The 22,121-nt window shown below is 69.1% G+C and carries 19 protein-coding genes; 11 read left to right on the forward strand and 8 right to left on the reverse strand.

What is annotated here, in order from left to right; all coding sequences use genetic code 11:
- Positions 1-254: 254 nt before the first annotated feature.
- A complete protein-coding gene (locus LR394_RS03335) occupies positions 255-1,025 on the reverse strand; it encodes a LamB/YcsF family protein (RefSeq protein WP_231438829.1) in 771 nt (256 codons plus the stop codon).
- 117 nt (positions 1,026-1,142) lie between these two features.
- Here LR394_RS03335 and LR394_RS41215 point away from each other — a divergent pair, with 117 nt between their 5' ends.
- Positions 1,143-1,649: a methylated-DNA--[protein]-cysteine S-methyltransferase gene (locus LR394_RS41215; RefSeq protein ID WP_269328490.1), complete on the forward strand. Its 507-nt coding sequence runs from the start codon at positions 1,143-1,145 to the stop codon at positions 1,647-1,649.
- Here the strand turns inward: LR394_RS41215 and LR394_RS03350 are convergent.
- The 3 genes from LR394_RS03350 to LR394_RS03360 all read right to left on the reverse strand — a co-directional run bounded on the left by LR394_RS03350 (position 1,610) and on the right by LR394_RS03360 (position 4,407).
- On the reverse strand, positions 1,610-3,160 hold the full coding sequence (locus LR394_RS03350) for an FAD-binding oxidoreductase (RefSeq protein WP_231438830.1): 1,551 nt from the start codon (positions 3,158-3,160) through the stop codon (positions 1,610-1,612). The genes LR394_RS41215 and LR394_RS03350 overlap by 40 nt on opposite strands.
- Positions 3,161-3,305: 145 nt before the next feature.
- Entirely contained in the window at positions 3,306-4,016 is a 711-nt protein-coding gene (locus LR394_RS03355; protein ID WP_231438831.1) for a pyridoxamine 5'-phosphate oxidase family protein, read from the reverse strand.
- A 184-nt stretch (positions 4,017-4,200) separates the two neighbouring features.
- Positions 4,201-4,407: a hypothetical protein gene (locus tag LR394_RS03360; protein ID WP_231438832.1), complete on the reverse strand. Its 207-nt coding sequence runs from the start codon at positions 4,405-4,407 to the stop codon at positions 4,201-4,203.
- A 631-nt stretch (positions 4,408-5,038) separates the two neighbouring features.
- Here LR394_RS03360 and LR394_RS03365 point away from each other — a divergent pair.
- Both LR394_RS03365 and LR394_RS03370 read left to right on the forward strand, forming a co-directional pair.
- Entirely contained in the window at positions 5,039-5,890 is an 852-nt protein-coding gene (locus LR394_RS03365) for a patatin-like phospholipase family protein (protein WP_231438833.1), read from the forward strand.
- Between the two features lie 72 nt (positions 5,891-5,962).
- On the forward strand, positions 5,963-6,310 hold the full coding sequence (locus tag LR394_RS03370) for a TraR/DksA family transcriptional regulator (protein ID WP_231438834.1): 348 nt from the start codon (positions 5,963-5,965) through the stop codon (positions 6,308-6,310).
- A gap of 50 nt (positions 6,311-6,360) precedes the next feature.
- Here the strand turns inward: LR394_RS03370 and LR394_RS03375 are convergent, their stop codons facing one another.
- Complete coding sequence (locus LR394_RS03375) at positions 6,361-8,013, reverse strand: glutamate--tRNA ligase (RefSeq protein WP_231438835.1); 1,653 nt, start codon at positions 8,011-8,013, stop codon at positions 6,361-6,363.
- Between the two features lie 371 nt (positions 8,014-8,384).
- Between LR394_RS03375 and ileS the strand changes: the two genes are divergently transcribed.
- The gene (ileS, locus tag LR394_RS03380) at positions 8,385-11,552 is read left to right on the forward strand and encodes an isoleucine--tRNA ligase (RefSeq protein ID WP_231438836.1); all 3,168 of its coding nucleotides are present in this window, start codon (positions 8,385-8,387) and stop codon (positions 11,550-11,552) included.
- A gap of 88 nt (positions 11,553-11,640) precedes the next feature.
- Here ileS and LR394_RS03385 read toward each other — a convergent pair whose 3' ends face one another.
- Complete coding sequence (locus LR394_RS03385) at positions 11,641-12,714, reverse strand: inositol-3-phosphate synthase (protein ID WP_231438837.1); 1,074 nt, start codon at positions 12,712-12,714, stop codon at positions 11,641-11,643.
- 45 nt (positions 12,715-12,759) lie between these two features.
- Positions 12,760-13,362 (reverse strand): helix-turn-helix transcriptional regulator, encoded by a 603-nt coding sequence (locus LR394_RS03390; RefSeq protein ID WP_231438838.1) that lies wholly within the window; start codon positions 13,360-13,362, stop codon positions 12,760-12,762.
- Positions 13,363-13,714: 352 nt separating this feature from the next.
- Here LR394_RS03390 and LR394_RS03395 point away from each other — a divergent pair, with 352 nt between their 5' ends.
- The 7 genes from LR394_RS03395 (at position 13,715) to LR394_RS03425 (ending at position 20,652) form a co-directional block, all read left to right on the forward strand.
- Positions 13,715-16,864, forward strand: coding sequence for a transglycosylase domain-containing protein (locus LR394_RS03395; RefSeq protein WP_231438839.1), 3,150 nt, complete (start codon positions 13,715-13,717; stop codon positions 16,862-16,864).
- Positions 16,861-18,525 carry a hypothetical protein gene (locus tag LR394_RS03400; protein WP_231438840.1) on the forward strand — a complete coding sequence of 555 codons (1,665 nt, stop codon included), beginning with the start codon at positions 16,861-16,863 and terminating at the stop codon, positions 18,523-18,525. The genes LR394_RS03395 and LR394_RS03400 overlap by 4 nt, the downstream gene beginning before the upstream one ends.
- Before the next feature lie 76 nt (positions 18,526-18,601).
- Positions 18,602-18,892 (forward strand): 30S ribosomal protein S6, encoded by a 291-nt coding sequence (rpsF, locus tag LR394_RS03405; RefSeq protein WP_231438841.1) that lies wholly within the window; start codon positions 18,602-18,604, stop codon positions 18,890-18,892.
- A gap of 80 nt (positions 18,893-18,972) precedes the next feature.
- Positions 18,973-19,530, forward strand: a complete 558-nt coding sequence (locus LR394_RS03410; RefSeq protein WP_231438842.1) for a single-stranded DNA-binding protein — start codon at positions 18,973-18,975, stop codon at positions 19,528-19,530.
- Between the two features lie 66 nt (positions 19,531-19,596).
- Complete coding sequence (gene rpsR, locus LR394_RS03415) at positions 19,597-19,833, forward strand: 30S ribosomal protein S18 (RefSeq protein WP_231438843.1); 237 nt, start codon at positions 19,597-19,599, stop codon at positions 19,831-19,833.
- 17 nt (positions 19,834-19,850) lie between these two features.
- Entirely contained in the window at positions 19,851-20,300 is a 450-nt protein-coding gene (gene rplI, locus LR394_RS03420; RefSeq protein WP_231438844.1) for a 50S ribosomal protein L9, read from the forward strand.
- 151 nt (positions 20,301-20,451) lie between these two features.
- On the forward strand, positions 20,452-20,652 hold the full coding sequence (locus LR394_RS03425; RefSeq protein ID WP_231438845.1) for a hypothetical protein: 201 nt from the start codon (positions 20,452-20,454) through the stop codon (positions 20,650-20,652).
- 6 nt (positions 20,653-20,658) lie between these two features.
- On the opposite strand, the gene LR394_RS03430 is transcribed toward LR394_RS03425, so the two are convergent.
- Entirely contained in the window at positions 20,659-22,008 is a 1,350-nt protein-coding gene (locus LR394_RS03430; RefSeq protein ID WP_269328631.1) for an MATE family efflux transporter, read from the reverse strand.
- Positions 22,009-22,121 lie beyond the last annotated feature (113 nt).

The raw sequence follows: 22,121 nt of genomic DNA on the forward strand, positions 1-22,121 counted from the left end.
CCAACCGGTCCCCCGACATTGGTGGTGCGCCGGTCAGCGGCACGACGCCCGACCAGGGCGCCGGCCGTGCCCGCTGAGCTGGCGCGACGTCGGCGATGCCGATCCCATGGGCCCCCCGGCCCACACCGCAGACGTCGTCCCCTCGACAGCGCGCTCACTCTACACATAGTCATCGACCGTACTCATCGCGTAGTCGGGGTTTCGGCGGCAGATCGTCGGAGGAGACGATGACGCATTCATCCCCTCGGCCGGTATCACGCGGGGCGATCCGTGAATGACTGAACCCGGCCGCCGGAAGCTGATATCCGCTGCCGCACGGCCCGGGCGATCCCTACCGCTCCGGGCGTGTCGCCGTGCACGCAGATCGATTCCGCGTTCAGCGCGACCACACTCCCGTCGTCGGCGATCACGCCCTCGCCGGCCAGTAACCGGCGCACCTGCTCGGCGATCCGGGCCGGCTCGGTCAGCACCGCCCCGGGCTCGGATCGGGCCAGCAGACCACCGTCGGCGGTGTACTGCCGATCGGCGAACGCCTCGTTCACCACCCGCAGGCCGACCGCCGAGGCCTCTTGCAGCAGCAGGGAACCCGGCAGACCGAGCACCGCGAGCGTGGGGTCATAGGTGCGCACCGCGTCCACCACCGCTTTTGCCTGCTCCTGGTGGTGCACCACCGCGTGGTAGAGCGCGCCGTGCGGTTTGAGATAGCTGACCCGGCTGCCCGCGATCCGGGCGAAACCGTCCAGCGCCCCGAGCTGGTACAGCACGTCGTCGCGCAGTTCGGTGAAGGACGCGTCGATGAACCGGCGCCCGAATCCGGCCAGGTCGCGGTAGGCCACCTGAGCCCCGATCGCCACCCCCGCGCCGACCGCGAGTTCGCAGCTGCGGCGCAGGGTGGAGGGATCACCGGCGTGGAAGCCACAGGCGATGTTCGCACTGCTGATCACCTCGATCAGCGCCGCGTCCTCACCCAGCGTCCAGCGGCCGAAGGACTCCCCGAGGTCGGCGTTCAAGTCGATGACGGGCACGAGTGAGATTGTTTCCCAGCAATCTGAACGTTTCATGACCAGCAGCTGTGGTGTGTCCCGTCCTTGGTGTCGCTTTTCTGCCAGCGCGGATCCTGATCAGCCGCGTAGCCTCGACGGATGTCCCTCAGCTGGTCGGTTCTGCCCAGCCCGGTCGGTGATCTGCTCCTGGTCAGCCGGGCCGGCGCGCTCACCGGGCTGTTCTTCAGTCCGCACAAGGCAACCCATAAAACTTGGGACGAGGTGCGCACCTCGGGTGCCGAGGACGACCGGGAAGCGGTGCTCGCCGCTACCCGTTCGCAGCTCACCGAGTACTTCGACGGCGCCCGGACGCATTTCGACCTGCCGTTGGCCCCGTCCGGCAGCGGGTTCCAGCTCCGGGTCTGGGAGCAGCTACGGCTGATCGACTACGGCCGGACCGTTTCCTACGGCGCGATCGCCGCCCAGCTCGGCCTGGTGCCGGGGGCCTCGCGGGCGGTCGGGCTGGCCAACGGGGCGAACCCGATCTCGATCATCGTGCCGTGCCACCGGGTGATCGGGGCGAACGGCTCGCTGACCGGTTACGGCGGCGGTCTGGACCGCAAGCGCTATCTGCTCGATCTGGAACGGGACGACGCGCTCTTCTGAACCTGGTGGCCGGCTTCGTTCTGGGTCTTGCGACCGGTCTTGGCCGGAGCGGGGCGGTGGGGTTCGCTGTTGGCCGGGCGGCTGGGTTCGCTGTGGTTCGGGCGGCTGGGGTCTTTGTGGGCCGGGCGGCTGGGTTCGGGCAGCATCCGGCCCGGAGACAGAATGCCCTCCGGGTCCAGGGCCTGCTTGATCGCCCGCATCGCGCTCATGTCGGCCGAGCTGCGGGTGAGCGGCAGCCAGCGGCGGTTGGCCAGGCCGATGCCGTGCTCGGCGCTGATGCTGCCGCCCAGTGAGGCGACCAGGTCCAGCACCGCCTCGGTGACCGCCCCGTCGGCGTCCTCCTCGACCGCGTTCAGCAGGTTGACGTGCACGTTTCCCTCGGCGATGTGCCCGAACAGGATGGGCACGGCATGCCGGGCGACCTCGCGCACCACCTCCGCCAGCCGCCGCTCGAACAGCGAGAGCTGGTTCAGCGGCAGCGCGACGTCGAGCTTGACCGGGATGCCCTCGGCGCTGACCGCCTCGGTCTGCAGCTCGCGCAGCTCCCAGAGCCGGCGCCGGTCGGCCGCGGTGGCGACCAGGCAGACGTCGCGCACGCAGTCCAGGCCGGCCAGGAGTTCGGTGAGTTCCTCGAAGGCGTCCGGCCGGCCGTCGTCGTCGGCCAGATCGAAGAGCAGGTACAGCGGGTGCGGGCGGTCGAACGGCCGGGCCAGCCGCTCGTGCTCCAGCACCAGCTGCAGGCCGTCGTGGTGGAAGAACTCGGCGGCCTCGATCCCGGTGAAGTCGTGCTGGACGGCGTGCAGCACGGTGAGCGCATCGTCCACCGAGCGCACCGCGACCAGGGCGGTACCGACGATCTTGTGCGGGCGGATCAGGTCCAGCTGCACGGCGGTGATCACCCCCAGCGTGCCCTCGCTGCCGATCAGCAGCTGCACCAGGTCGTAGCCGGTGTTGTCCTTGGACACACCCGACATCCGGCGCACCACCGAGCCGTCGGCCAGCACCGCCTCCAGACCGCGGATCCGGAATCGGGCCACCCCGTGCCGCATCACCCGCTCACCGCCGGCGTTGGTGGCGGCGATCCCGCCCACCGTGGCGGTGTCCCGGGCGGAGAAGTCGAGCCCGACGTCCAGACCGGCGCTGCGGGCGGCCCGCTGGGCCTGCGCCAGGGTGGCCCCGGCGCCGGCCATCAGGGTGCGCCCGAGCGGGTCGAGCGGCCCGACCGAGTCCAGCCGGGCCATGCTCAGCACGACCTCGCCGTCCTGCGGCACCCCGGCCCCGACCAGGCCGGTGTTACCGCCCTGGGGCACCAGTGGGACACCCGCCGCGGCACACGCCCGGACCACCGCGGAGACCTGGGCGACCGTGGCCGGGCGCACCACCGCGAGCGGTTTGCCGTGCCAGCGTCTCGTCCAGTCCTGCGCGTACGGCGCGACCGAGTCCGGGTCGGTGACGACATGCGTGTCCCCGACGATCTCGCGCAGGCCGGCGAGCAGGTCCACTGCGGGCATCCCTCCTAGGACCACGGCGCGTGGTGACGAACGGTGCGCACCCAGGCGGTTACTGTCCGGGATGTCGCAATCCTTCGCGCGTGACTTTAGCGTGCCATCGGTCGCCGGTTGGAGGGCCGGAACGCTACGTTCCGCCAATGGAGAGTTACCTGTAACCCTGTGGTTTGGCCGAGCGGTTGTAGTTCGCCAGCTGAGCGGGCACCTGCCGGTCGTACGGCAGGTCCGGGGCCGGGAACGGCGGGCTGTAGGCCCGGCGCACGCCGATAGTGCCGGCCCAGTGGTGCAGCACCAGGTCTTCCTCGGCGTCCTGGGGCGGGCCGGTGCGGCTCTTCAGGGCCACGTCGTCCAGCGGCAGGCTGATCAGGACGACCTCGGCGAACTCCTCCGGCGTGGGCGGGCGGGAGTGGTTGGAGCGCCCCGCCACCAGGTGCTCGACGATCGCGTCCAGCCCGGCCAGCTTGGCCTGCGGGTCCTTGACCAGGCTGCCGGTGCCGCGCACGACGATGCTGCGGTAGTTCACGGTGTTGTCGACCTTGGCCCGGGCCAGCACCAGGCCGTCGAGCAGGGTGACGGTGGCACACAGCTTGATGTCACCGTCGGCGGCCAGCTCGGCCAGCCGCGACCAGCGGCCGACCCGCAGAAGAAGTTCCTCACCCACCCGGGCGTGCACGGCGGGGACGACGATCGGGTCGCCGCTGTCGATGTAGGCGACATGGCACAGGAATGCCTCGTCCAGGGCGGCGTTGATGGCCTGGGCGTCGTACCGGGTCTGGTCGCTGCGACGGGTGTAGGTGGGCAGCTGGTCCGCAGCTGCCACCGAGTTACCGCCGCCGGCAGCGTTCGGTTCGGTCGTCATACGAGCCGACCCTGCCCGAACCGCCCGGCCTTCGCCAGTCTCTGCGCCGTTCCAGTTGAGTCCATCACTCCAGGCATTCTTCCGGTCACCATCCGCCATCGACTGCCGTTTCCCAGTCTGGGCGAGGAACCACTTCCGTGCAGGCCCACCTGCGCGAGCCTGCTGCCCTGCTCACTTGCTGGGCTCACTTGCTGGGCTCGGGCACCTTGCAGTCGACCTTGGGGTTGGCGCCCATGTAGTTCAGCGGGCCGGCCACGATGCTGACCGCGATCGTCCCGGCGTCCGAGCAGCTCACATCCGGATTGCTGTCCTCGTCGAAATAGCCGCGCTGGCCCGAGGCCAGGACACCGATGAGGAGCCAGACCACGATCACCACTGTCAGGATTCGCATCGCTTCCTCCGCGTGCCGATGTCGTTTCGATCTGCCGGAAAGCCGGACGAATTCCGGCCTTCCGGACTTGCGCCGTGTTGATCACGATAGTGACGGGCGCGGATCCCGCCACTTGTGATCATCACCCGGCCGAACTGGCCGATTCGGCCGGACGGCGGTAGGGCCGGCCGGCGGGTGTGCAGGAACCAGCGTGGTCAGGACCGCCGCGGTCAGGCTGCCGAGCAGCACGCCGGCCTTGACGTGAAGCGGGCCGCCAGAACGGTCCCGCCGGCCTTTGTCAGCACCAGGCCGGCCAGATCGCCTTCGCCGGAACCGATTCCGAGCGCGTTGGCCAGGACGTAGAAAGATTGCCGGGGCGGCCGTTCCGACCACGGCGGCGACCACCGGCGGCACGGCCTGGCGCGGGTCCTCCGAAATGTGGACAGCACCAATGACGTGCCGACCAGACTTCCCGGCTCGCCCTGGGCCAACCTTTACAACCGTTCCAGGGACTGTCCTGTGGATCAGACCGTAGCGAGGAGGTGCCCGGACGCGTCCAGACGACGTTCCGGGTTACCCACAGTCGGCCCAGATCCGCAGGACAGGACCTAGAATCGAGACTGCATTCGGGCCACGATCAGGGGGCAGACGGGTGAAGGACGATCGAAGAGCGCTCGTCCTGGCCGGGGGCGGCATCACCGGGATCGCATGGGAACTCGGCATCATCGCCGGCCTGGCGGAACTCGGTGTGGATCTGGCCGATGCAGACCTGGTGATCGGCACGTCGGCCGGTTCGGTGGCGGGGGCACAGTTGCGCTCCGGTACCCCGATCGAGCGGCTGTATGCGGAACAGCTGCGGGATGCGCGGGGTGAGGTACGGGCTTCTCCCCCGCGGCGAACTCTGCTGCGGCGGGCGCTGATCGGGATGACCCCGGGCACCGGGCCGAAGACGTGCCGGCGGATCGGCCGGGCGGCCTTGGCGGCGCGCACGGTGCCGGAGAGCACGCGGCGCACGGTGATCGAGAGCCGGCTGCCGGAGCGGGCCTGGCCTCAGGAGCCGTTCAAAGTCACTGCGGTAGACGCTTCCACCGGGGAACTCGTGGTGTTCGACAACGAGTCGGGGGTTGCGTTGGTGGACGCGGTGGGCGCGAGCTGCGCGGTGCCGATGGTCTGGCCCCCGGTCACGATTCGTGGGCGGCGCTACATCGACGGCGGGGTACGTTCCTGGGCCAATGCAGATCTGGCCAAAGGGTACGAGCGGGTAGTGGTGCTCTCTCCCTTCACTGCTCTGCTGGGGCGGCGCGGGCGCGTGGGGGCGCAGCTGAATCAGCTCGGGCCCGACGTGCAGAAGGTCGTGGTCATGCCCGATGCCAACACCAAGCGGGCGATGGGCTCGAACCCACTCGACCCGGCGTTCCGTTCGGATGCTGCCAAGGCCGGCCGGTCGCAGGCCCGGCTGGTGCGGGACCGGGTGGCCGGGGCCTGGGGACGGTCGCCGCGCTGAGCCTGCGCCGGCTCGACCTCGCCGTTCTCGGTAGCTCCAAGACTGTCGGTGGTGCTGCCTACTGTGGTCGATATGGACGAGCGGCAGGCGATTCTCAGCACCGTCAAGGCGGAGAGCCAGGCAACTCTGGCGGCCCTGGAGCACGAGCACGCCCGGATGATCGAGGCGTCGCTGGACTCCAATGCCGACGACGAGCACGATCCGGAAGGCGCGACCATCGCCTTCGAGCGGGAGCAGCTGGCCGCCGCCCTGGCCCGTACCCGGGCCGCGCTGGCCCGGATCGATCAGGCGCAGGCCGAACTGCAGGCCGGGCGTTACGGGGTCTGCGCCGGATGCGGTGAGCCGATCGCGGTGGCCCGCCTGGAGGCCCGGCCGCTGGCGACTCACTGCATCAGCTGCGCCGATGGGAGGCGCGTGTAGTCCCCTGGGGGACCACACGCGTCCATTGGTGGTGAAGGCTTTTGGAACCCTCAGCCGGCCAGCGCGCGCAGGCGGCGCAGCACCTCGTCCTGCCCCAGCACCACCGCGACCGCGTGCAGGTCGGGGCTGCGGGTCGAACCGGTCAGCGCCACCCGGACCAGCTGCGACGCCTCACGGATCGAGCCGGGGTAGGCATCCGGGTTCTTCTTGAACTCCTTGGGGCTGGGCGCAAAGTTGTTCTTGGCGCCGGCCTCGCGCAGCTGGTTGAACCACTCCGGCTGCTCATCCAGGTGCTGATAGTCCTCGACCAGGGTGCTCACGTACGCCGAAACCACCTCGGGGGCAACGTTCAGCGGGGTGACGCGCTCGTCGGCCGGGCCGGCGACGGGGGTGAACAGCGCGGAGAGGAAGAAGCCGTACTGCGGGCGGAAGTCCGACCACTTGCGCAGGTCCTTGCGGGGGTTGTCGACGCCCTCGCGCTCCACGCCGATCGCCTTGACCGCGTTGTCCTTGTCCGCCTTCAGCACCTCGGCCAGCTCGGCGTCGAACTGCTCCGCCCAGACCAGAACCTGCTCGTAAACCTGCTCGGAGCTGAGGGTGGAGATGTAGTCGGCGCTCTGCCCCTCCAGCTTCACCAGGTCCACCAGCGGGCCCGCCACACCGAACTGGTCCAGCTCGAGCGGGGTGCTCAGCGCTTCGTCGAGGGGGAGCTCGGCCAGTCGGCCGTTGGCCAGACCGCGCAGGTAGTACTGCACGGCGGCGGCCGGGAAACCCTGCTCGATGTAGAACTCGACGCCGGCTTCCGGGTCCTTGCGCTTGGACAGCTTGCGCTTGCCCCCGGGGATCATCTTCATCAGGGGGGCGATGTGCGCGTACGTCGGGCGCTCGAAGCCCAGGGCGTCGAACAGCTGCAGGTGCAGGGGCACCGAGCTGATCCATTCCTCGCCCCGGATGACGTGGGTGACGCGCATCAGGTGGTCGTCCACGGCGTGGGCGAAGTGGTACGTGGGCAGGCGCGGGCTGGAGGCGCTGCTCTTCAGGATGACCGCGTCGTTCCGGTTGGCCTCGTGCTGCAGCTTGCCGCGGATCGCGTCCTCGAAGCTGATCCGCAGCGGGCCGTCCTCCGGGGTCCGGAAGCGCACGACGTAGGGGCGGCCCTCGTCCAGCGCCTTCTGCGCGTCCTCGTCGGAGGCGTGCCGCCAGATCGCCCAGCGACCGTAGTAGCCGGTGGGGGCCTTGGAGGCTTCCTGGCGGGCGCGGATGTCGGCCAGCTCCTCCGGGGTGGCGAAGCAGAGGTAGGCCTTGCCCTCGCGCAGGAGCTCGCGCACGAAGGTCAGGTAGAGGGCCTCGCGCTGGGACTGGAAGTACGGGCCGTACTCACCGCCGGCCAGGGCGGACTCATCGGGCTCGACGCCGAAGTACTCGAACGCGCGGGTGAACTGCTCGGCGGCACCCTCGACCTCACGGGCCTGGTCGGTGTCCTCCACCCGCAGCAGGTAGTGGCCCCCGGTGCGACCGGCCAGGTCCTTGTTGATCATGCCGACGTACAGGCCGCCGATGTGCACGGAACCGGTCGGGGAGGGGCCGAGCCGGGTCACCATCGCGCCCTCGGGCAGCTCCCGGGGCGGGTACTGCTGTTCCAGCTCGGCCGGGGAGGGGAGGTCGGCGGGGAACAGGGAGTCGATGACCTGGCGGTCGAGCATTGGGGTCCAGTCTCTGTGTCGTCACGGGTTCAACTACTTCGAGTATTGCCATCAGCGCTCGAAGCACGCGATCTAAAGTAATCGCATCGATGCTAGTGCCGCGGCGCCCGGATCTGATTTGCCGAACTGCGTATGATCGATGCAGCGGCTTCGACCCGGCCATCACCGGTGAGCCTCCGGAAGAACAGAGAACGCCTCCCAGCGCTCTCCCAGTAGAACCGGACGTCCTCGGCGCACGTCACAGCGTCTTCGAGCGGCAGTCGTCCTCCGGGGCAACTGCAAGCGGGGTGGTACCGCGGAGCCGCACAGCTTCGTCCCCGCATGAGTCCCTTGCCCCAGAGCTCATGCGATTGACGAGGAGCGTCCTTCCGATGGCCGAACCCACGTTCGCCACCCCCTTCTCCAGCCTCCCCACGCGGATCGACCTGCCCGCCACGGATCACAAGATCATCGACTGGTGGAAGCAGAACCGGATCTTCGAGCGCACCCTGGAGCGCACCAAGGACGGCGCCCCCTGGGTGTTCTACGAGGGCCCGCCCACCGCCAACGGCGCCCCCGGCACGCACCACGTCGAGGCCCGGGTGTTCAAGGACCTCTTCCCGCGCTACCGCACGATGAAGGGCTACTCGGTCCCCCGCCAGGCCGGCTGGGACTGCCACGGCCTGCCGGTCGAGCTGGCCGTCGAGAAGGAACTCACCCTCTCCGGCAAGCCCGACATCGAGAACGTCGGCATCGCCTTCTTCAACCAGCGCTGCCGCGAGTCGGTGACCCGCCACGTCGGTGAGTTCGCCCAGCTCACCGAGCGGATGGGCTACTGGATCGACCTGGACAACCCGTACGAGACGATGTCCCCGGAGTACGTGGACAGCGTCTGGTGGTCGCTCAAGAAGATCCACACCGACGGACGCCTGAACGAGGACTTCCGGGTCACCCCGTACTGCCCGCGCTGCGGCACCGCGCTGTCCGACCACGAGGTCGCGCAGGGGTACGAGAACGTCAAGGACCCGTCCGTCTACGTCCGCTTCCCGCTCGTCGAGCCGCTCGCCGGGCACGCCGACGCCGAACTCCTGATCTGGACCACCACCCCCTGGACCCTGGTCTCCAACACCGCGGTCGCCGTCCACCCGGACGTCACCTACGTGCTGGCGAAGAACGACAAGGGGACGTTCGTGGTGGCCCAGCCGCTGCAGGCGGCGGTTCTGGGGGAGGACGCCGAGGTGCTCGCCGAGTTCCCCGGCCGCGACCTCGAAGGCGCGCGCTACCAGCGTCCGTTCGATCTGATCGAAATCCCCGACGCGCACCGGGTGGTGCTCGCGGAGTACGTGACCACCGCGGACGGTACCGGTCTGGTGCACCAGGCGCCCGCTTTCGGCGCCGACGACCTCCTGGTCGCGCGGGCGAACAACCTGCCGGTGGTCAACCCGGTGGCCGGCAACGGGCACTTCAAGGAGGACGTGCCGCTGGTCGGCGGGCTGTTCTTCAAGGAGGCCGACGAGCCGCTGATCATGGACATGAAGAAGCGCGGCGTGCTCTTCCGCTCGCAGCGCTTCGAGCACTCGTACCCGCACTGCTGGCGCTGCCACACGCCGCTGATGTACTACGCGCAGCCTGCCTGGTACATCCGCACCACCTCCGTGCGGCAGGAACTGCTCCGGGAGAACGAGCAGACCAACTGGTACCCCGAGCACATCAAGCACGGCCGCTTCGGCGACTGGCTGGAGAACAACATCGACTGGGCGCTGTCCCGGTCGCGCTACTGGGGTACTCCCCTCCCCCTTTGGCGCTGCGAGGACGACCACGTCACCGCGATCGGTTCCCGTAAGGAACTCGGCGAGCTCGCCGGCCAGGATCTGTCCGAACTGGACCCGCACCGTCCGTTCATCGACGAGATCACCTTCGCCTGCCCCACCTGCCAGAAGACCGCCACGCGGGTGCCCGAGGTGATCGACGCCTGGTACGACTCCGGCGCGATGCCGTTCGCCGCGATCGGCTACCCGCACGTCGAGGGCAGCGAAAAGGCCCTGGAGAGCCGCTATCCGGCGCAGTACATCGCCGAGGCGATCGACCAGACCCGCGGCTGGTTCTACTCCCTGATGGCCGTCGGCACCCTGGTGTTCGACCGCTCCCCCTACGAGAACGTCGTCTGCCTGGGCCACATCATGGCCGAGGACGGCCGCAAGATGAGCAAGCACCTGGGCAACATCCTGGCGCCGATCCCGCTGATGGACGCGCACGGCGCCGACGCCCTGCGCTGGTTCATGGCCTGCTCCGGTTCCCCCTGGTCGCCGCGCCGGGTCGGCCCGGGCCCGCTGGACGAGATCACCCGCAAGCTCCTGTCCACCTACTGGAGCACGGCGTCGTTCTTCAGCCTCTACGCCAGCCACGTCGACTGGACCCCGGCCTCGGCCCGTCCGGTCAGCGAGCGCAGCACCCTGGACCGCTGGGTGCTGGGCGAACTGCACGCTCTGGCGCGCGACGTGGACGAGAAGCTGGAGAACTACGACACCGCCGGAACCGGGCGGGTGCTGGGCGATTTCGTCGACGACCTGTCCAACTGGTACGTGCGGCGTTCGCGTCAGCGTTTCTGGGACGGCGACATGGACGCCCTGGTCACGCTGTACGAGTGCCTGGACGTACTGACCCGCCTGCTGGCGCCGATCGTCCCGTTCATCACCGAAGAGGTCTGGCAGCTGGTGGTGCGGCCGGGCAACTCCGCGGCCCCCGAGTCGGTGCACCTGGCCGACTGGCCGGTGGCGGACACGTCGCTGATCAGCGCCTCCCTGTCGGAAGAAGTGCGGTTCGCGCGCAATGCCGTGGAGGCCGGCCGGGCTGCCCGTAAGGCCAGCAAGGTACGTGTGCGCCAGCCGCTTTCGGCCGCGTTCGTGGGCCTGCCGGGCGGGGTCACGCTGTCGCAGGCGCTGCTGGACGACATCGCCGAAGAGCTCAACGTGAAGAAGCTGGACACCCTGGCCTCGGCCGGCGCGGTGGTCGACGTCGAGGTCAAGCCGAACTTCCGGGCGCTCGGCAAGCGTTTCGGCAAGCAGACCCAGGTGGTGGCCAAGGCGCTGTCCGCGCTGCCGGCCGAGGAGATCGTGGCGGCGCTGCGCACCGAGGGCGCGGTCAAGGTGGACTTCGAGGGTTCGCCGGTCGACATCACCGCGGAAGACGTTGTGGTGACCGAGCTTCCGCGTTCGGGCTGGGTGGTCGAGACTCAGCGCGGGGTGACCATCGCGCTGGACACCGAGGTCACCCCCGAACTCGAGGTCGAGGGCCTGGCCCGGGACGTGGTGCGGGTGGTGCAGCAGGCCCGGCGCGATGCCGACCTGGACATCTCCGACCGGATCAGGCTGGTGGTCACGGCTCCGGCCGAGGTGCTCGAAGCAGTGCGCGCCCACCAGGAATTCGTGCTCGGAGAGGTGCTCGGCGAATCGGTCGACCTGGCCGAGCACACCCCGGACGGCGCGCCGGACGCCTTGTCGGGTGGGTTCGCCGGAATCGTCGGCGAGGTCGAGATCACGGTCTCGGTGACGAAGGCCTGATCTTGCCGTAAAAGCCGATCGGGGACGTCGGCGAGGACTCAATCGTGAGTCTCGCCGACGTCCCCAATCAGGTTGGAACTACTGCGGATCAGACCTCGCCGCGGATGAACTTCTCCACGTCTTCCTTGGCCTGACGGTCCTCGACCTGGACCGGCGGGGACTTCATGAAGTACGCGGAGGCCGAGACGACCGGGCCGCCGACGCCGCGGTCCTTGGCGATCTTCGCGGCGCGCAGGGCGTCGATGATCACACCGGCCGAGTTCGGGGAGTCCCAGACCTCGAGCTTGTACTCCAGGTTCAGCGGGACGTCACCGAACGCGCGGCCCTCGAGGCGGACGTACGCCCACTTGCGGTCGTCCAGCCACTGCACGTAGTCGCTCGGGCCGATGTGCACGTTGCGGGCGCCCAGGTCGTGCTCGATGTTGCTGGTGACGGCCTGCGTCTTGGAGATCTTCTTGGACTCCAGGCGGTCCCGCTCGAGCATGTTCTTGAAGTCCATGTTGCCGCCGACGTTCAGCTGGTAGGTGCGGTCCAGCACCACGCCGCGGTCCTCGAACAGCTTCGCCATCACGCGGTGCGTGATGGTGGCGCCGACCTGGCTCTTGATGTCGTCACCGACGATCGGGACACCGGCGTCGATGAACTTCTGCGCCCACTCCGGGTCGGAGGCGATGAACACCGGCAGGGCGTTGACGAAGGCCACGCCCGCGTCGATCGCGGCCTGGGCGTAGAACTTGTCGGCGTCCTCGGAACCCACCGGCAGGTAGCTGACCAGGACGTCGACCTTGCGCTCCTTGAGCACGGCGACGATGTCGGCCGGCTCCTCGGGCGACTCCTCGATCGTCTCGCGGTAGTACTTGCCCAGACCGTCGAGGGTGTGACCGCGCTGCACGGTGACGCCGGTCGGCGGCACGTCGGCGATCTTGATGGTGTTGTTCTCGCTGTTGTTGATCGCCTCGGCCAGGTCGAAGCCGACCTTCTTGGCGTCGACGTCGAAAGCCGCGACGAACTCGATGTCACGCACGTGGTAGTCGCCGAACTGGACGTGCATCAGACCGGGGACCGTGCCCTGCGGGTCAGCATCAGCGTAGAAGTGGACGCCCTGCACGAGCGAGGACGCGCAGTTACCTACGCCGACGATGGCAACGCGGATGGAACCCATGCGTTTCTCCTTGGTTTCTAACGGGGTCGTGAGCGAGAACCGGGGTTAACGGTCGTCGTCAGGGGGGTGAGTCATGTTGCTCGCCCGCTCGGTGTCGATCAGCTCCGAGAGCCACCGCACCTCGCGGTCCACGGATTCGAGGCCGTGTCGCTGCAGTTCGAGCGTGTACTGCTCGGCCCGTTCCCTGCTGCGCTGCATGGATTGCCGGTAGCCCTCGCGCCGCTCTTCGAGCCGGCTGCGCCGGCCCTCCAGGATCTGCAGCCGGGTGACGGCGTCGGTCCGGGCGAAGAAGGCGAAGTGCACGTCGAACCGCTCGTCCTCCCAGGCCGCCGGCCCGGGGTGGCTGACCAGGGACTGGAAGTGTTCCTTACCCTCTGCGGTGAGCTCGTAGACGATCTTGGCCCGCCGGCCGCCCAGCGGGGAGGCCGGCGGAACCGCGTCCGGACCGGGCGCCGGGGTGCCGGCCTCGCGGATCCAGCCGGAAGCCAGCAACGACTTCAGGCAGGGATACAGCGTGCCGTACGAGAGCGCCCGGAACGGGCCGAGCAGGGCGTTGAGCCGTTTGCGCAGCTCGTAGCCGTGCAGGCCGGACTCCTGAAGCAGACCGAGGACGGCCAGCTCGAGAACGTCGCCGCGACGACGACTCATGCCGGTACCTCCCCTTCCTGCTTCTGCCGGTGGAACTGGTCTCGGATGCGTGAGGCCGCGCCTACGCTTCGCTACATCGCAGTGATGTATCGGAGCGATATATCCGAGCGTCGGATTGACGATACGACGCGGTGAACCCGAGGACAAGACCGGGTGGATCACAGTGAACGAGGGCAAATAAAGGGAGTAGGTCGGGTTTAAAGCCGCTCTAGGCGCAGACCGCACACAGCTGGACCCCGTACCCTCGTCACCGGCGGATTTGGGAAGAAGAGGGGGGCCGCCGCACACTGGAGCGATCCGTCATTCGGACGAATGCCTCACGGCGTACGGAAACAGGAGGGCATCGAGCACCGTGGAACGTCCTTCTGGCCCATCGCGAGGCCGCCCTGAACCGTCCGACGGTGAGCCGAACGGCCTCGGCGGCCGACGACTCAACGCCCCCGGCGGTCAGCGGGCCAACGGGCAGCCCGGCCTGGGCGGCCGGCGTCTGGGCGCACAACAGGGCCAAGGCCTCGGTGGTAACCGTAACAACGGTAACCAGAGTCAGGGCCTTGGTGGCAACCGCAACAACAACCAGGGCCAGGGTCTCGGCGGCCGCCGCTCACAGCGGCCGGCCCGTGAGGAAGCACCGCGCCAGGAAGCTCCTCGCCGCCCGGAAGCTCCTCGTCGTCCCGAAGAAGCTCCCCGCCGTTCCGAAGCCCCGCGCCGCCCCGAACCTTCGCACCGGCCGCCGGAGCTACGCCGTTCGGAAGAGCCGCGTCGTTCCGAGCCGCCGCGTTATGCGGACGAGCCGCGTTACTCCGAACCGCCGCCGGACAACGGCCGTCGCCGGTCCTCCGGCCCGGTTTCCGAGCACCGCAGTGCCCCGGCGTCCTCCCGTTCCGGTGGCCGGGCGGCCGAAGCACCTGGCCCGTACGACCGTGACCCGTACGACCGCGAGCAGCCGATGCGCTCCGCCGCCGGTCCGCAGACCCCGCGGCCCAGTGCGCGGCCCATCATTCCTCCCTCAGATCCTTATTCCTCCCGTTCTGCTGCCGACCATGCAGATGCGCACACGGTTGCCTACGGCGCGTCGCCGTACGACGAACTGGGCGCTCCGGCACAGTCGCCGGACGGAATGTCGACGTACGGACGGGCACAGAACCGCCTGCGGGACAGCCGCGCCGGTCGTCTGCTCGCGAACACTGGTGCGCTGAACCTTTGGGCGGGCCAGGAGGAAGAAGAGCTGGACAGCACCACGGCGCCGCCCCGCCGCAACACCCGCTCGCGCAAGGGCGGCGGTGGCGATGGCTCGCCCCCGCAGGGCTACCACCGGTACCTGAACTACCCGCGCTGGGGTAAGCGCGGGATCAAGCGCTGGCTGCCCTCCTGGAAGCTCATCGCCGGGCTCACCTCGTTCGGCGTGCTCGTGGTGGCCGCTGCGGTGTTCTGGTTCTGGAACTCGGTCGCGCTGCCCACCACGGAAGACGCCACGCTCAAGGCGCAGACCACCACGGTCTACTACTCCAACGGCAAGGACGTGCTCGGCACCCTGAAGATCCAGGACCGGGAGAACGTCCAGCTGGCCAACATCCCGCCGCACGTGCAGAACGCGGTGATCTCCGCCGAGGACAACACCTTCCGGACCAACAGCGGTGTGCAGTGGACGTCGATCGCGCGGGCCGCGCTCTCGACCGTGACCGGCGGCGACACCGGTGGTGGTTCGACGATCACCCAGCAGTACGTGAAGAACGTGTACGACCAGAAGGAACTCTCGTACACGCGCAAGATGCGCGAGGCCGTGATGGCGATGAAGGTCAACGAGCGGATGTCCAAGGACGACATCCTCGAGCGTTACCTGAACACCATCTACTGGGGCCGCAGCACCTGGGGGATCCAGGCCGCGTCGAAGGCGTACTTCGACAAGGAGGCCAAGGACCTCACCGTCTCCGAGAGCGCCTTCCTGGCCGGCATCATCAACGCCCCCACCCTGGCCGACCCGAGCAAGGACGACGAGAAGAAGGCCCGGGCCGAGCGGCGCTGGGGCGTCGTGCTGGACGCGATGGTCAAGGAGGGCTACCTCGACGCCTCCGAGCGCGCCGGGATGAAGTTCCCGAAGGTGATCAAGGAGAAGCCGAGCACCTCCGCCACCGGTCAGGAGGCCTACCTGATGGAGATGGTGAAGGAGGAGGCCCAGGAGGACGTCGGCATCCCCGAGGACAAGCTCACCACCGGCGGCTACAAGATCGTCACCACCTTCAACAAGCGCCTGGTCAAGGCGGCCGAGAGGGCGGTCAAGGAGGAGACTCCGGACGGCGCCCCCAAGGGCCTACGGGTCGGCATGGCCTCGATCGACCCGCGTAACGGCGCGGTGCTGTCGATCTACGGCGGCGCCGACATCAGCGAAGAGATGAACCAGGCCACCAAGGACGGCGCCCAGGCAGCCTCCACGTTCAAGACCTTCGGTCTGCTGGCCGCCCTGAAGGACGGAGTCAGCCTGGACTCCACCTACGACGGCAACGACGGCCGGGTGATCACCGGTGCGGGTGACTCGCGCAAGATCAGCAACTTCGACAGCACCCCCTACGGCTGGATCGACCTGGTCAAGGCCACCGAAAGTTCGGTCAACACCGTCTACGTCGACCTGAACAACCAGGTCGGGCCGGAGAAGATGCGCCAGGCGGCGATCGACGCGGGCATCCCGGAGACCGACGACCTGAAGAAGAACCTGGTGAACGTGCTGGGCTCGACCAGCGTGCACCCGATCGACCTGGCCAGCGCCTACGGCACCCTGGCGGCCCAGGGGGTGCGCCGCGACTGGCACGTGCTGGAGTCGGTCACCCGGGTCGAGGACGACGAGTCGGTCCACAAGGTCACCAAGGATGACACCAAGGGCGAGCGGGTCTTCGACGCGAGCGTGGTCGCCGACGCCACCTACGCCCTGGAGCACGTGGTCACCAACGGTTCCGGCAAGACCGCCCGGGCCGTCGGGCACCCGGTGGCCGGCAAGACCGGTAGCTCCACCGACAACCTCTCGGCCTGGTTCGTCGGCTACACCCCGCAGGTGGTCACCGCGGTCGGGCTGCACCAGGTGAAGAAGGACGGCCAGAGCCTCGACAAGATGCGCAACTGGCCGGGCCTGAGCCAGGTCACCGGTGGTTCGGTGCCCACCGACATCTGGACCGCCTACATGCTGCAGGCGCTGAAGGGTAAGGACGTCGTCGAGTTCCCCGAGCCCAGCCATGGTGGTGAGGTGGTGAGCTCCTCGCCGACCCCGACGGTGACGCAGGAACCGACCCCGACCGACACCCCCTCGCAGGAGCCGACTCAGCAGCCCACTCAGCAGCCGAGCCAGAGCTGGACCCCGACCGACCAGCCCACCGGTCAGCCGAGTCAGAGCTGGGAGCCGACCGACCCGGAGGATGATGGTGACCAAGAGGTCGACCCCACCGGTGATCCGAACAACGGTGGCGCCAATCCGACCGAGGACGCCGACGACGACGGGAACGACTGGCTGCCATGACGGGTAGGCGGGTCCGGCAGCCCAGACCGAAGCCGGGCTCGCCCCGTTGGTCGCAGACCCCGGCCGAGACCGACGACGGGGAGGGCGTCTACTCGCCCACCCGTCTCGATCCGCTGGTCCGCTCGGCCAGCCCGGTCATCGGCGGACCGGCGGGCCGGCGGCTGGCCAGCTCCACCGGCATCTGGAGCGCGGCCACCGTGCTGGTGCTGCTGTCGGCCGTGGTCTTCGGCCTGGGCATCGTGCAGAAGCAGCACTGCCGGGCCAGCGGCTGGAGCACGCCCGACCACTTCTGGCACGCCTGCTACAGCGACATCCCGGTGGTCTTCGCCAGCTCCGGGCTGGGCGGACCGGACCGCCCGGGCCTGAGCGAGGCCCTGGGCTCACCCGGCGGACTGGGCCAGCCACCGCTGGCCGGCCTGCTCATGTGGGTCACCTCCGGCCTGGTGGACTCCTCCGACCCGGGCGCCAACCGCAGCTTCTTCGACCTGACCGCGCTGCTGCTGGCCGCCATGCTGGCGGTCGCGGTGGCCGCGGTGACCTTCACCCTCGGCCGGCGCGGCTGGGACGCGGCGCATCTGGCCCTCAGCCCGGTCCTGATCACCGCCGGGCTGATCTCGTACCAGGTGCTGGCCATCGTCCTGGTCGCCCTCGCGCTCTTCGCCCTCTCCCGCAACCGGGCCTTGGCCGGCGGCCTGCTCCTCGGTCTGGGTGTGGCCGCGGCTCCCCAGGTGGCCGTGATCGCCATCGTCGCGGGAGTGCTGGCCCTCTGGCGCTCGGGCACCTACCTGGACCACCCGAGCGAGACCGGCCGGGATCCGCGCGCCCTCGCCGCGGTGACCTTCGCCGGCACCACGGTGATCACCTGGCTGGTGCTGCGCGTTCTGTTGCTGCCCGGCCTGACCGGACAGTTCGGCGACATGCTGGACTCCTGGCGGGGCGGCGCCCCTGGCTACGGCTCGCTCTGGCTGATCCCGCAGCTGCTCGGGGCCTCGGAACCGGACCCGGCCTCGTCCTGGGCCGGGCGGCTGGCTCAGCTGCTCTTCGGGTGGATGTTCAGCGCCAATGCCCTTGGCGGCGGCGCCACCTCAGCGCTGGTGGTGATCGCGCTGTTCGTGCTCGGTGGCCTGCTGCTGCGTCTGACCGTGGTCCGGGTACCCCCGCTGTCCGCGCTCCCTGTCGCCGGTCAGCCCGACACCACGAACATGGCCGAATGGGTGACCCGCCGGCTGGCGCCTGCCTCGTTGGCAACCCTCGCCGTCGTGCTCCTGACCGCTAAATCGCTGCCGGCCCAGACGTCCCTACTTCTGTTGCCGTTGATCGCCCTGAGTGGGCTGCGCTGGCGCGACCACCTGATCTGGGCGGGCACCGAGGCCGTCTACTTCGTCGGGATCTGGCTGTACATCGCGGCCGAGACCGCTCCCGACCGGGGCCTGCCCTCGCAGTTCTACCTGATCATGCTTCTCGCCCGGCTCGCCGGGATCGCCTGGGTGGGGCTGCAGGGTGTGCTCATCTACCGGGCCACCTACGCCCCGCCGACGGCCGGACCGGACCAGCCGGACGTGACCGGTGCGCTGAGTATCCGCGAAATTTCTTCTCCGGGCCTTGACGAAGGTACGCTCTTGGGCGATCGGGATACCGGTGCTCCCCAATCCCTGGGGTGAACCGCTTCCCGAGACGCACAAGCCCTCCTGTCACGGAGAGACCGTGACCGTTCAGACCGAAGGAGGTGGGTTACGCATGCGTCAGTACGAGCTGATGGTCATCCTCGACCCCGAGCTCGAGGAGCGGACCGTTGCGCCCTCGCTCGACAAGTTCCTCGGCGTCATCCGCAAGGGTGGCGGCACCGTCGAAAAGGTCGACATCTGGGGCCGTCGCCGGCTCGCGTACGAGATCAAGAAGAAGGCCGAAGGCATCTACGCGCTGGTCGACATGACCACGACGCCGGCCGACGCCAAGGAGCTCGACCGCCAGCTGAACCTCAACGAGTCGGTGCTGCGGACCAAGCTGATCCGCCCCGCCGCTCGCTGAGCAACTCCACTCGCCGGTAGCCCTCGGGCTGAGGCCGGCACCCCCACACGAAGCATCCAGCAGGACCGGAGAGAAACCGCATGGCCGGCGACACGACGCTCACGCTGATCGGCAACCTCACGAACGACCCCGAGCTGCGTTTCACCCCGAGCGGGGCCGCGGTGGCCAACTTCACCGTCGCCTCGACCCCCCGCGCGTTCGACCGTCAGTCGAACGAGTGGAAGGACGGGGAGACGCTGTTCATGCGCTGCTCGGTCTGGCGGGAGGCGGCGGAGAACGTCGCCGAGTCGCTGAGCCGGGGCTCGCGGGTGATCGTCACCGGGCGGCTGAAGAGCCGTTCGTACGAGACCCGCGAGGGCGAGAAGCGCACGGTCGTCGAGCTCGAGGTCGATGAGCTGGGCCCGTCGCTGCGCTACGCCACCGCCAAGGTCAACAAGACCTCGCGCGGCGGTGGCGGCGGCGGTGGCAACTTCGGTGGCGGTGGCGGCTTCTCCGGTGGTGGCGGTAACGGCGGTGGTGGCGGTGGCTACTCCGGCGGCGGCCAGTCCGGCCCGCCCGACGACCCGTGGGCCACTGGCCCGGCATCGGGTGGCGGCGGTGGCGGTTTCGGCGGCAGCCAGGAAGAGCCCCCCTTCTGATCTCTACGCCGGCTCCTTCTTCAGGAGCACCGGCTTCCCCAACTCGTGCAGTAAGGAGTAACCACGATGGCTAAGCCACCCGTGCGCAAGCCCAAGAAGAAGCAGAACCCGCTGAAGGCCGCCAAGATCACGGTGGTCGACTACAAGGACACCGCTCTGCTGCGGAAGTTCATCTCCGACCGCGGCAAGATCCGGGCCCGTCGGGTCACCGGTGTCTCGGTGCAGCAGCAGCGGGAGATCGCCAAGGCCGTCAAGAACGCGCGGGAGATGGCCCTGCTGCCGTACTCCAGCTCGGCCCGCTGAGCAGAGGGGACGCGAAGATGAAGCTCATCCTCACGCAGGAAGTCTCCGGCCTGGGTACCCCCGGCGACGTGGTCGAGGTCAAGGACGGCTACGGCCGTAACTACCTGGTTCCGCGTGGCCTGGCGACCAGCTGGACCAAGGGTGGCGAGAAGCAGGTCACCCAGATCCGCAAGGCCCGCAAGGCCCGCGAGATCGCCACCCTCGACGAGGCCAAGGCGATCAAGGCCAAGCTGGAGGCCAAGCCGGTCCGCCTCGCGGTCCGCGCCGGCGCTTCCGGCCGCCTGTTCGGTGCGGTCACCCCGAGCGACATCGCCGAGGCGATCGTCCGCGCCGAGGGCCCGCAGGTGGACCGCCGCAAGGTGGAACTGCCGACTCCGATCAAGAGCACCGGTGACCACACCGCCCACGTCCGGCTGCACGCCGACGTCCAGGCCAAGGTCACGCTGAAGGTCGTCGCCGAGGGCTGATGCCCCTTCAGTAGCGGTTCGGCCGGCCCCGGTTCTGCTTCGGCAGGATCGGGGCCGGCTGTTTTTACCCCGTGGCCATTGCCGAACCGATGAGCCGACTTTCGCGGATTGGCACTTTGGTCTTCGCGGCTTTGCGACGAGAATGTTTCGCATGAGTAACGCAGCACGGCCCTCGTTCGGGCGCCGCGTGTACATGGCGCTCTTCAAGATCATGGGTCCTGCCGATGTGAAGCCGGTCGGCAGGCCCGCGGCCCACAATCCCGACGACCCGACCGTCCCGCCCGGCTACCACCTCGAGACGTTCACCCTGCCGGACGGGGTCAAGAAGCGGATCATGGTCAAGGACTCCTGAGCCGGTTCACCGGTAGGCGCCGGTGACCAGCCACTGGTCCCCTCGTTCCCGACGCCGCAGGACCACGGCCCGGACGATCATCCAGCCCCCGGCGAAGGCCGTCCACAGCCAGACCAGGCCGGCTTTGCCGTCCGGGCCCCACAGGCCGATCGCGATCGCGACGGGGGCATAGAGCGCCGTCTGCGCTACTGCCGCATAGGCCAGGAAACGCCCGTCTCCGGCCCCGATCAGCACCCCGTCGAGCACGAAGACGTACCCCGCGATCGGCTGCGTCAGAGCCGCCACGATCAGCGCCCCGGTGAGCGCCGTCCGTACCTGGGGATCGTCGCTGAACAAGGGGCCGAGAATCCCGGCGCAGAGCAGCAGAACTCCCGCGAAGACCACTCCGGCGCCTATCCCCCAGCGCACCATCCGCGCTGTCGCGTCGCGCACCCCCTGTACGTCGCCGGCGCCCAGGGCGCTGCCGGTCAGGGCCTGCCCGGCGATGGCCAGCGCGTCCAGACCGAGGGCGAGCAGGTTCCACACGTTCAGGGCTACCTGGTGAGCGGCCAGCGCCGGGGCTCCGAAACCCGCTGCCACGCCGGTCGTCAGCAGGAGCAGCACCCGCATCGCCATGGTCCGGATCAACAGGGGGACGCCGGTGCGGCCGGCCAGGCGCACGCCCGCCAGTTGCGGCCAGAGGGATACCCCGGCCCGCCGGGCGTCGCCCACCACGTAACCGATGGCAGCGACGGCCATGCCCGCCTGGGTGATCGAAGTACCTACCGCCGAGCCCGCGATCCCCCACCCCAGGCCATGCACCAGCAGCACGTTGAGCAGGGCGTTCACTACCGCACCGGTCACGGCTATCCACAGGGTGACGCGGGTGTTCTGCAGCCCACGCAGGACGCCGACCAGAGCCAGGACGATGAGCATCGCCGGCACCCCGGGCAACGACCAGCGCAGGTAGACGATGGCGGCCTCGCGCACGCCCGGTTCAGCCCCGGCGGCCCCGATCAGGTCCACGGCGTAGGGCGCGGCGGGGTAGAGCAGCAGCACCACGATCAGGCCGATCCCGGCGGCCAGCCAGGCGGCGTCCATCCCGATCGCGATCGCCTTGGTGCGCTCACCGGCTCCCACCAGCCGGGCCACGCTGCTGGTGGTGCCGTAGGCCAGGAACACGAAGATGTAGACCGCGGTGGTCAGAATGCCTGCGGCGATGCCCAGTCCGGCCAGTTCGGTGGTGCCCAGCCGGCCGACGATGGCGGAGTCGGCGAGCAGGAAGAGTGGTTCGGCCACCAGGGCACCCAGGGCCGGCAGGGCCAGGGACAGAATCTGCCGGTCAGTGCTGCTGGTCCGGCCGGGGTTCTTGCTCAGCCGGGATCACCTCGTTGCTGTTCTCGCGACTCGACCGGCCGCGCGGATCGCGACCACCTCACAGTGTGCACGAGGAGGTGGCAGGCGACTGACCGTCCCTCGGTGCTCGCTCC

Origin of the sequence: Kineosporia babensis (assembly GCF_021129305.1) — a bacterium.
Taxonomy (GTDB): domain Bacteria; phylum Actinomycetota; class Actinomycetes; order Actinomycetales; family Kineosporiaceae; genus Kineosporia; species Kineosporia babensis.

Bases quoted from the DNA above. Each gene is read 5' to 3' on its own strand.
- LR394_RS41215 (WP_269328490.1), top strand. From the start codon at position 1,143: ATGTCCCTCAGCTGGTCGGTTCTGCCCAGCCCGGTCGGTGATCTGCTC.
- LR394_RS03350 (WP_231438830.1), bottom strand. From the start codon at position 3,160: ATGCCCGCAGTGGACCTGCTCGCCGGCCTGCGCGAGATCGTCGGGGAC.
- LR394_RS03355 (WP_231438831.1), bottom strand. From the start codon at position 4,016: ATGACGACCGAACCGAACGCTGCCGGCGGCGGTAACTCGGTGGCAGCT.
- LR394_RS03360 (WP_231438832.1), bottom strand. From the start codon at position 4,407: ATGCGAATCCTGACAGTGGTGATCGTGGTCTGGCTCCTCATCGGTGTC.
- LR394_RS03370 (WP_231438834.1), top strand. From the start codon at position 5,963: ATGGACGAGCGGCAGGCGATTCTCAGCACCGTCAAGGCGGAGAGCCAG.
- LR394_RS03375 (WP_231438835.1), bottom strand. From the start codon at position 8,013: ATGCTCGACCGCCAGGTCATCGACTCCCTGTTCCCCGCCGACCTCCCC.
- ileS (WP_231438836.1), top strand. From the start codon at position 8,385: ATGGCCGAACCCACGTTCGCCACCCCCTTCTCCAGCCTCCCCACGCGG.
- LR394_RS03385 (WP_231438837.1), bottom strand. From the start codon at position 12,714: ATGGGTTCCATCCGCGTTGCCATCGTCGGCGTAGGTAACTGCGCGTCC.
- LR394_RS03390 (WP_231438838.1), bottom strand. From the start codon at position 13,362: ATGAGTCGTCGTCGCGGCGACGTTCTCGAGCTGGCCGTCCTCGGTCTG.
- LR394_RS03400 (WP_231438840.1), top strand. From the start codon at position 16,861: ATGACGGGTAGGCGGGTCCGGCAGCCCAGACCGAAGCCGGGCTCGCCC.
- rpsF (WP_231438841.1), top strand. From the start codon at position 18,602: ATGCGTCAGTACGAGCTGATGGTCATCCTCGACCCCGAGCTCGAGGAG.
- LR394_RS03410 (WP_231438842.1), top strand. From the start codon at position 18,973: ATGGCCGGCGACACGACGCTCACGCTGATCGGCAACCTCACGAACGAC.
- rpsR (WP_231438843.1), top strand. From the start codon at position 19,597: ATGGCTAAGCCACCCGTGCGCAAGCCCAAGAAGAAGCAGAACCCGCTG.
- rplI (WP_231438844.1), top strand. From the start codon at position 19,851: ATGAAGCTCATCCTCACGCAGGAAGTCTCCGGCCTGGGTACCCCCGGC.
- LR394_RS03425 (WP_231438845.1), top strand. From the start codon at position 20,452: ATGAGTAACGCAGCACGGCCCTCGTTCGGGCGCCGCGTGTACATGGCG.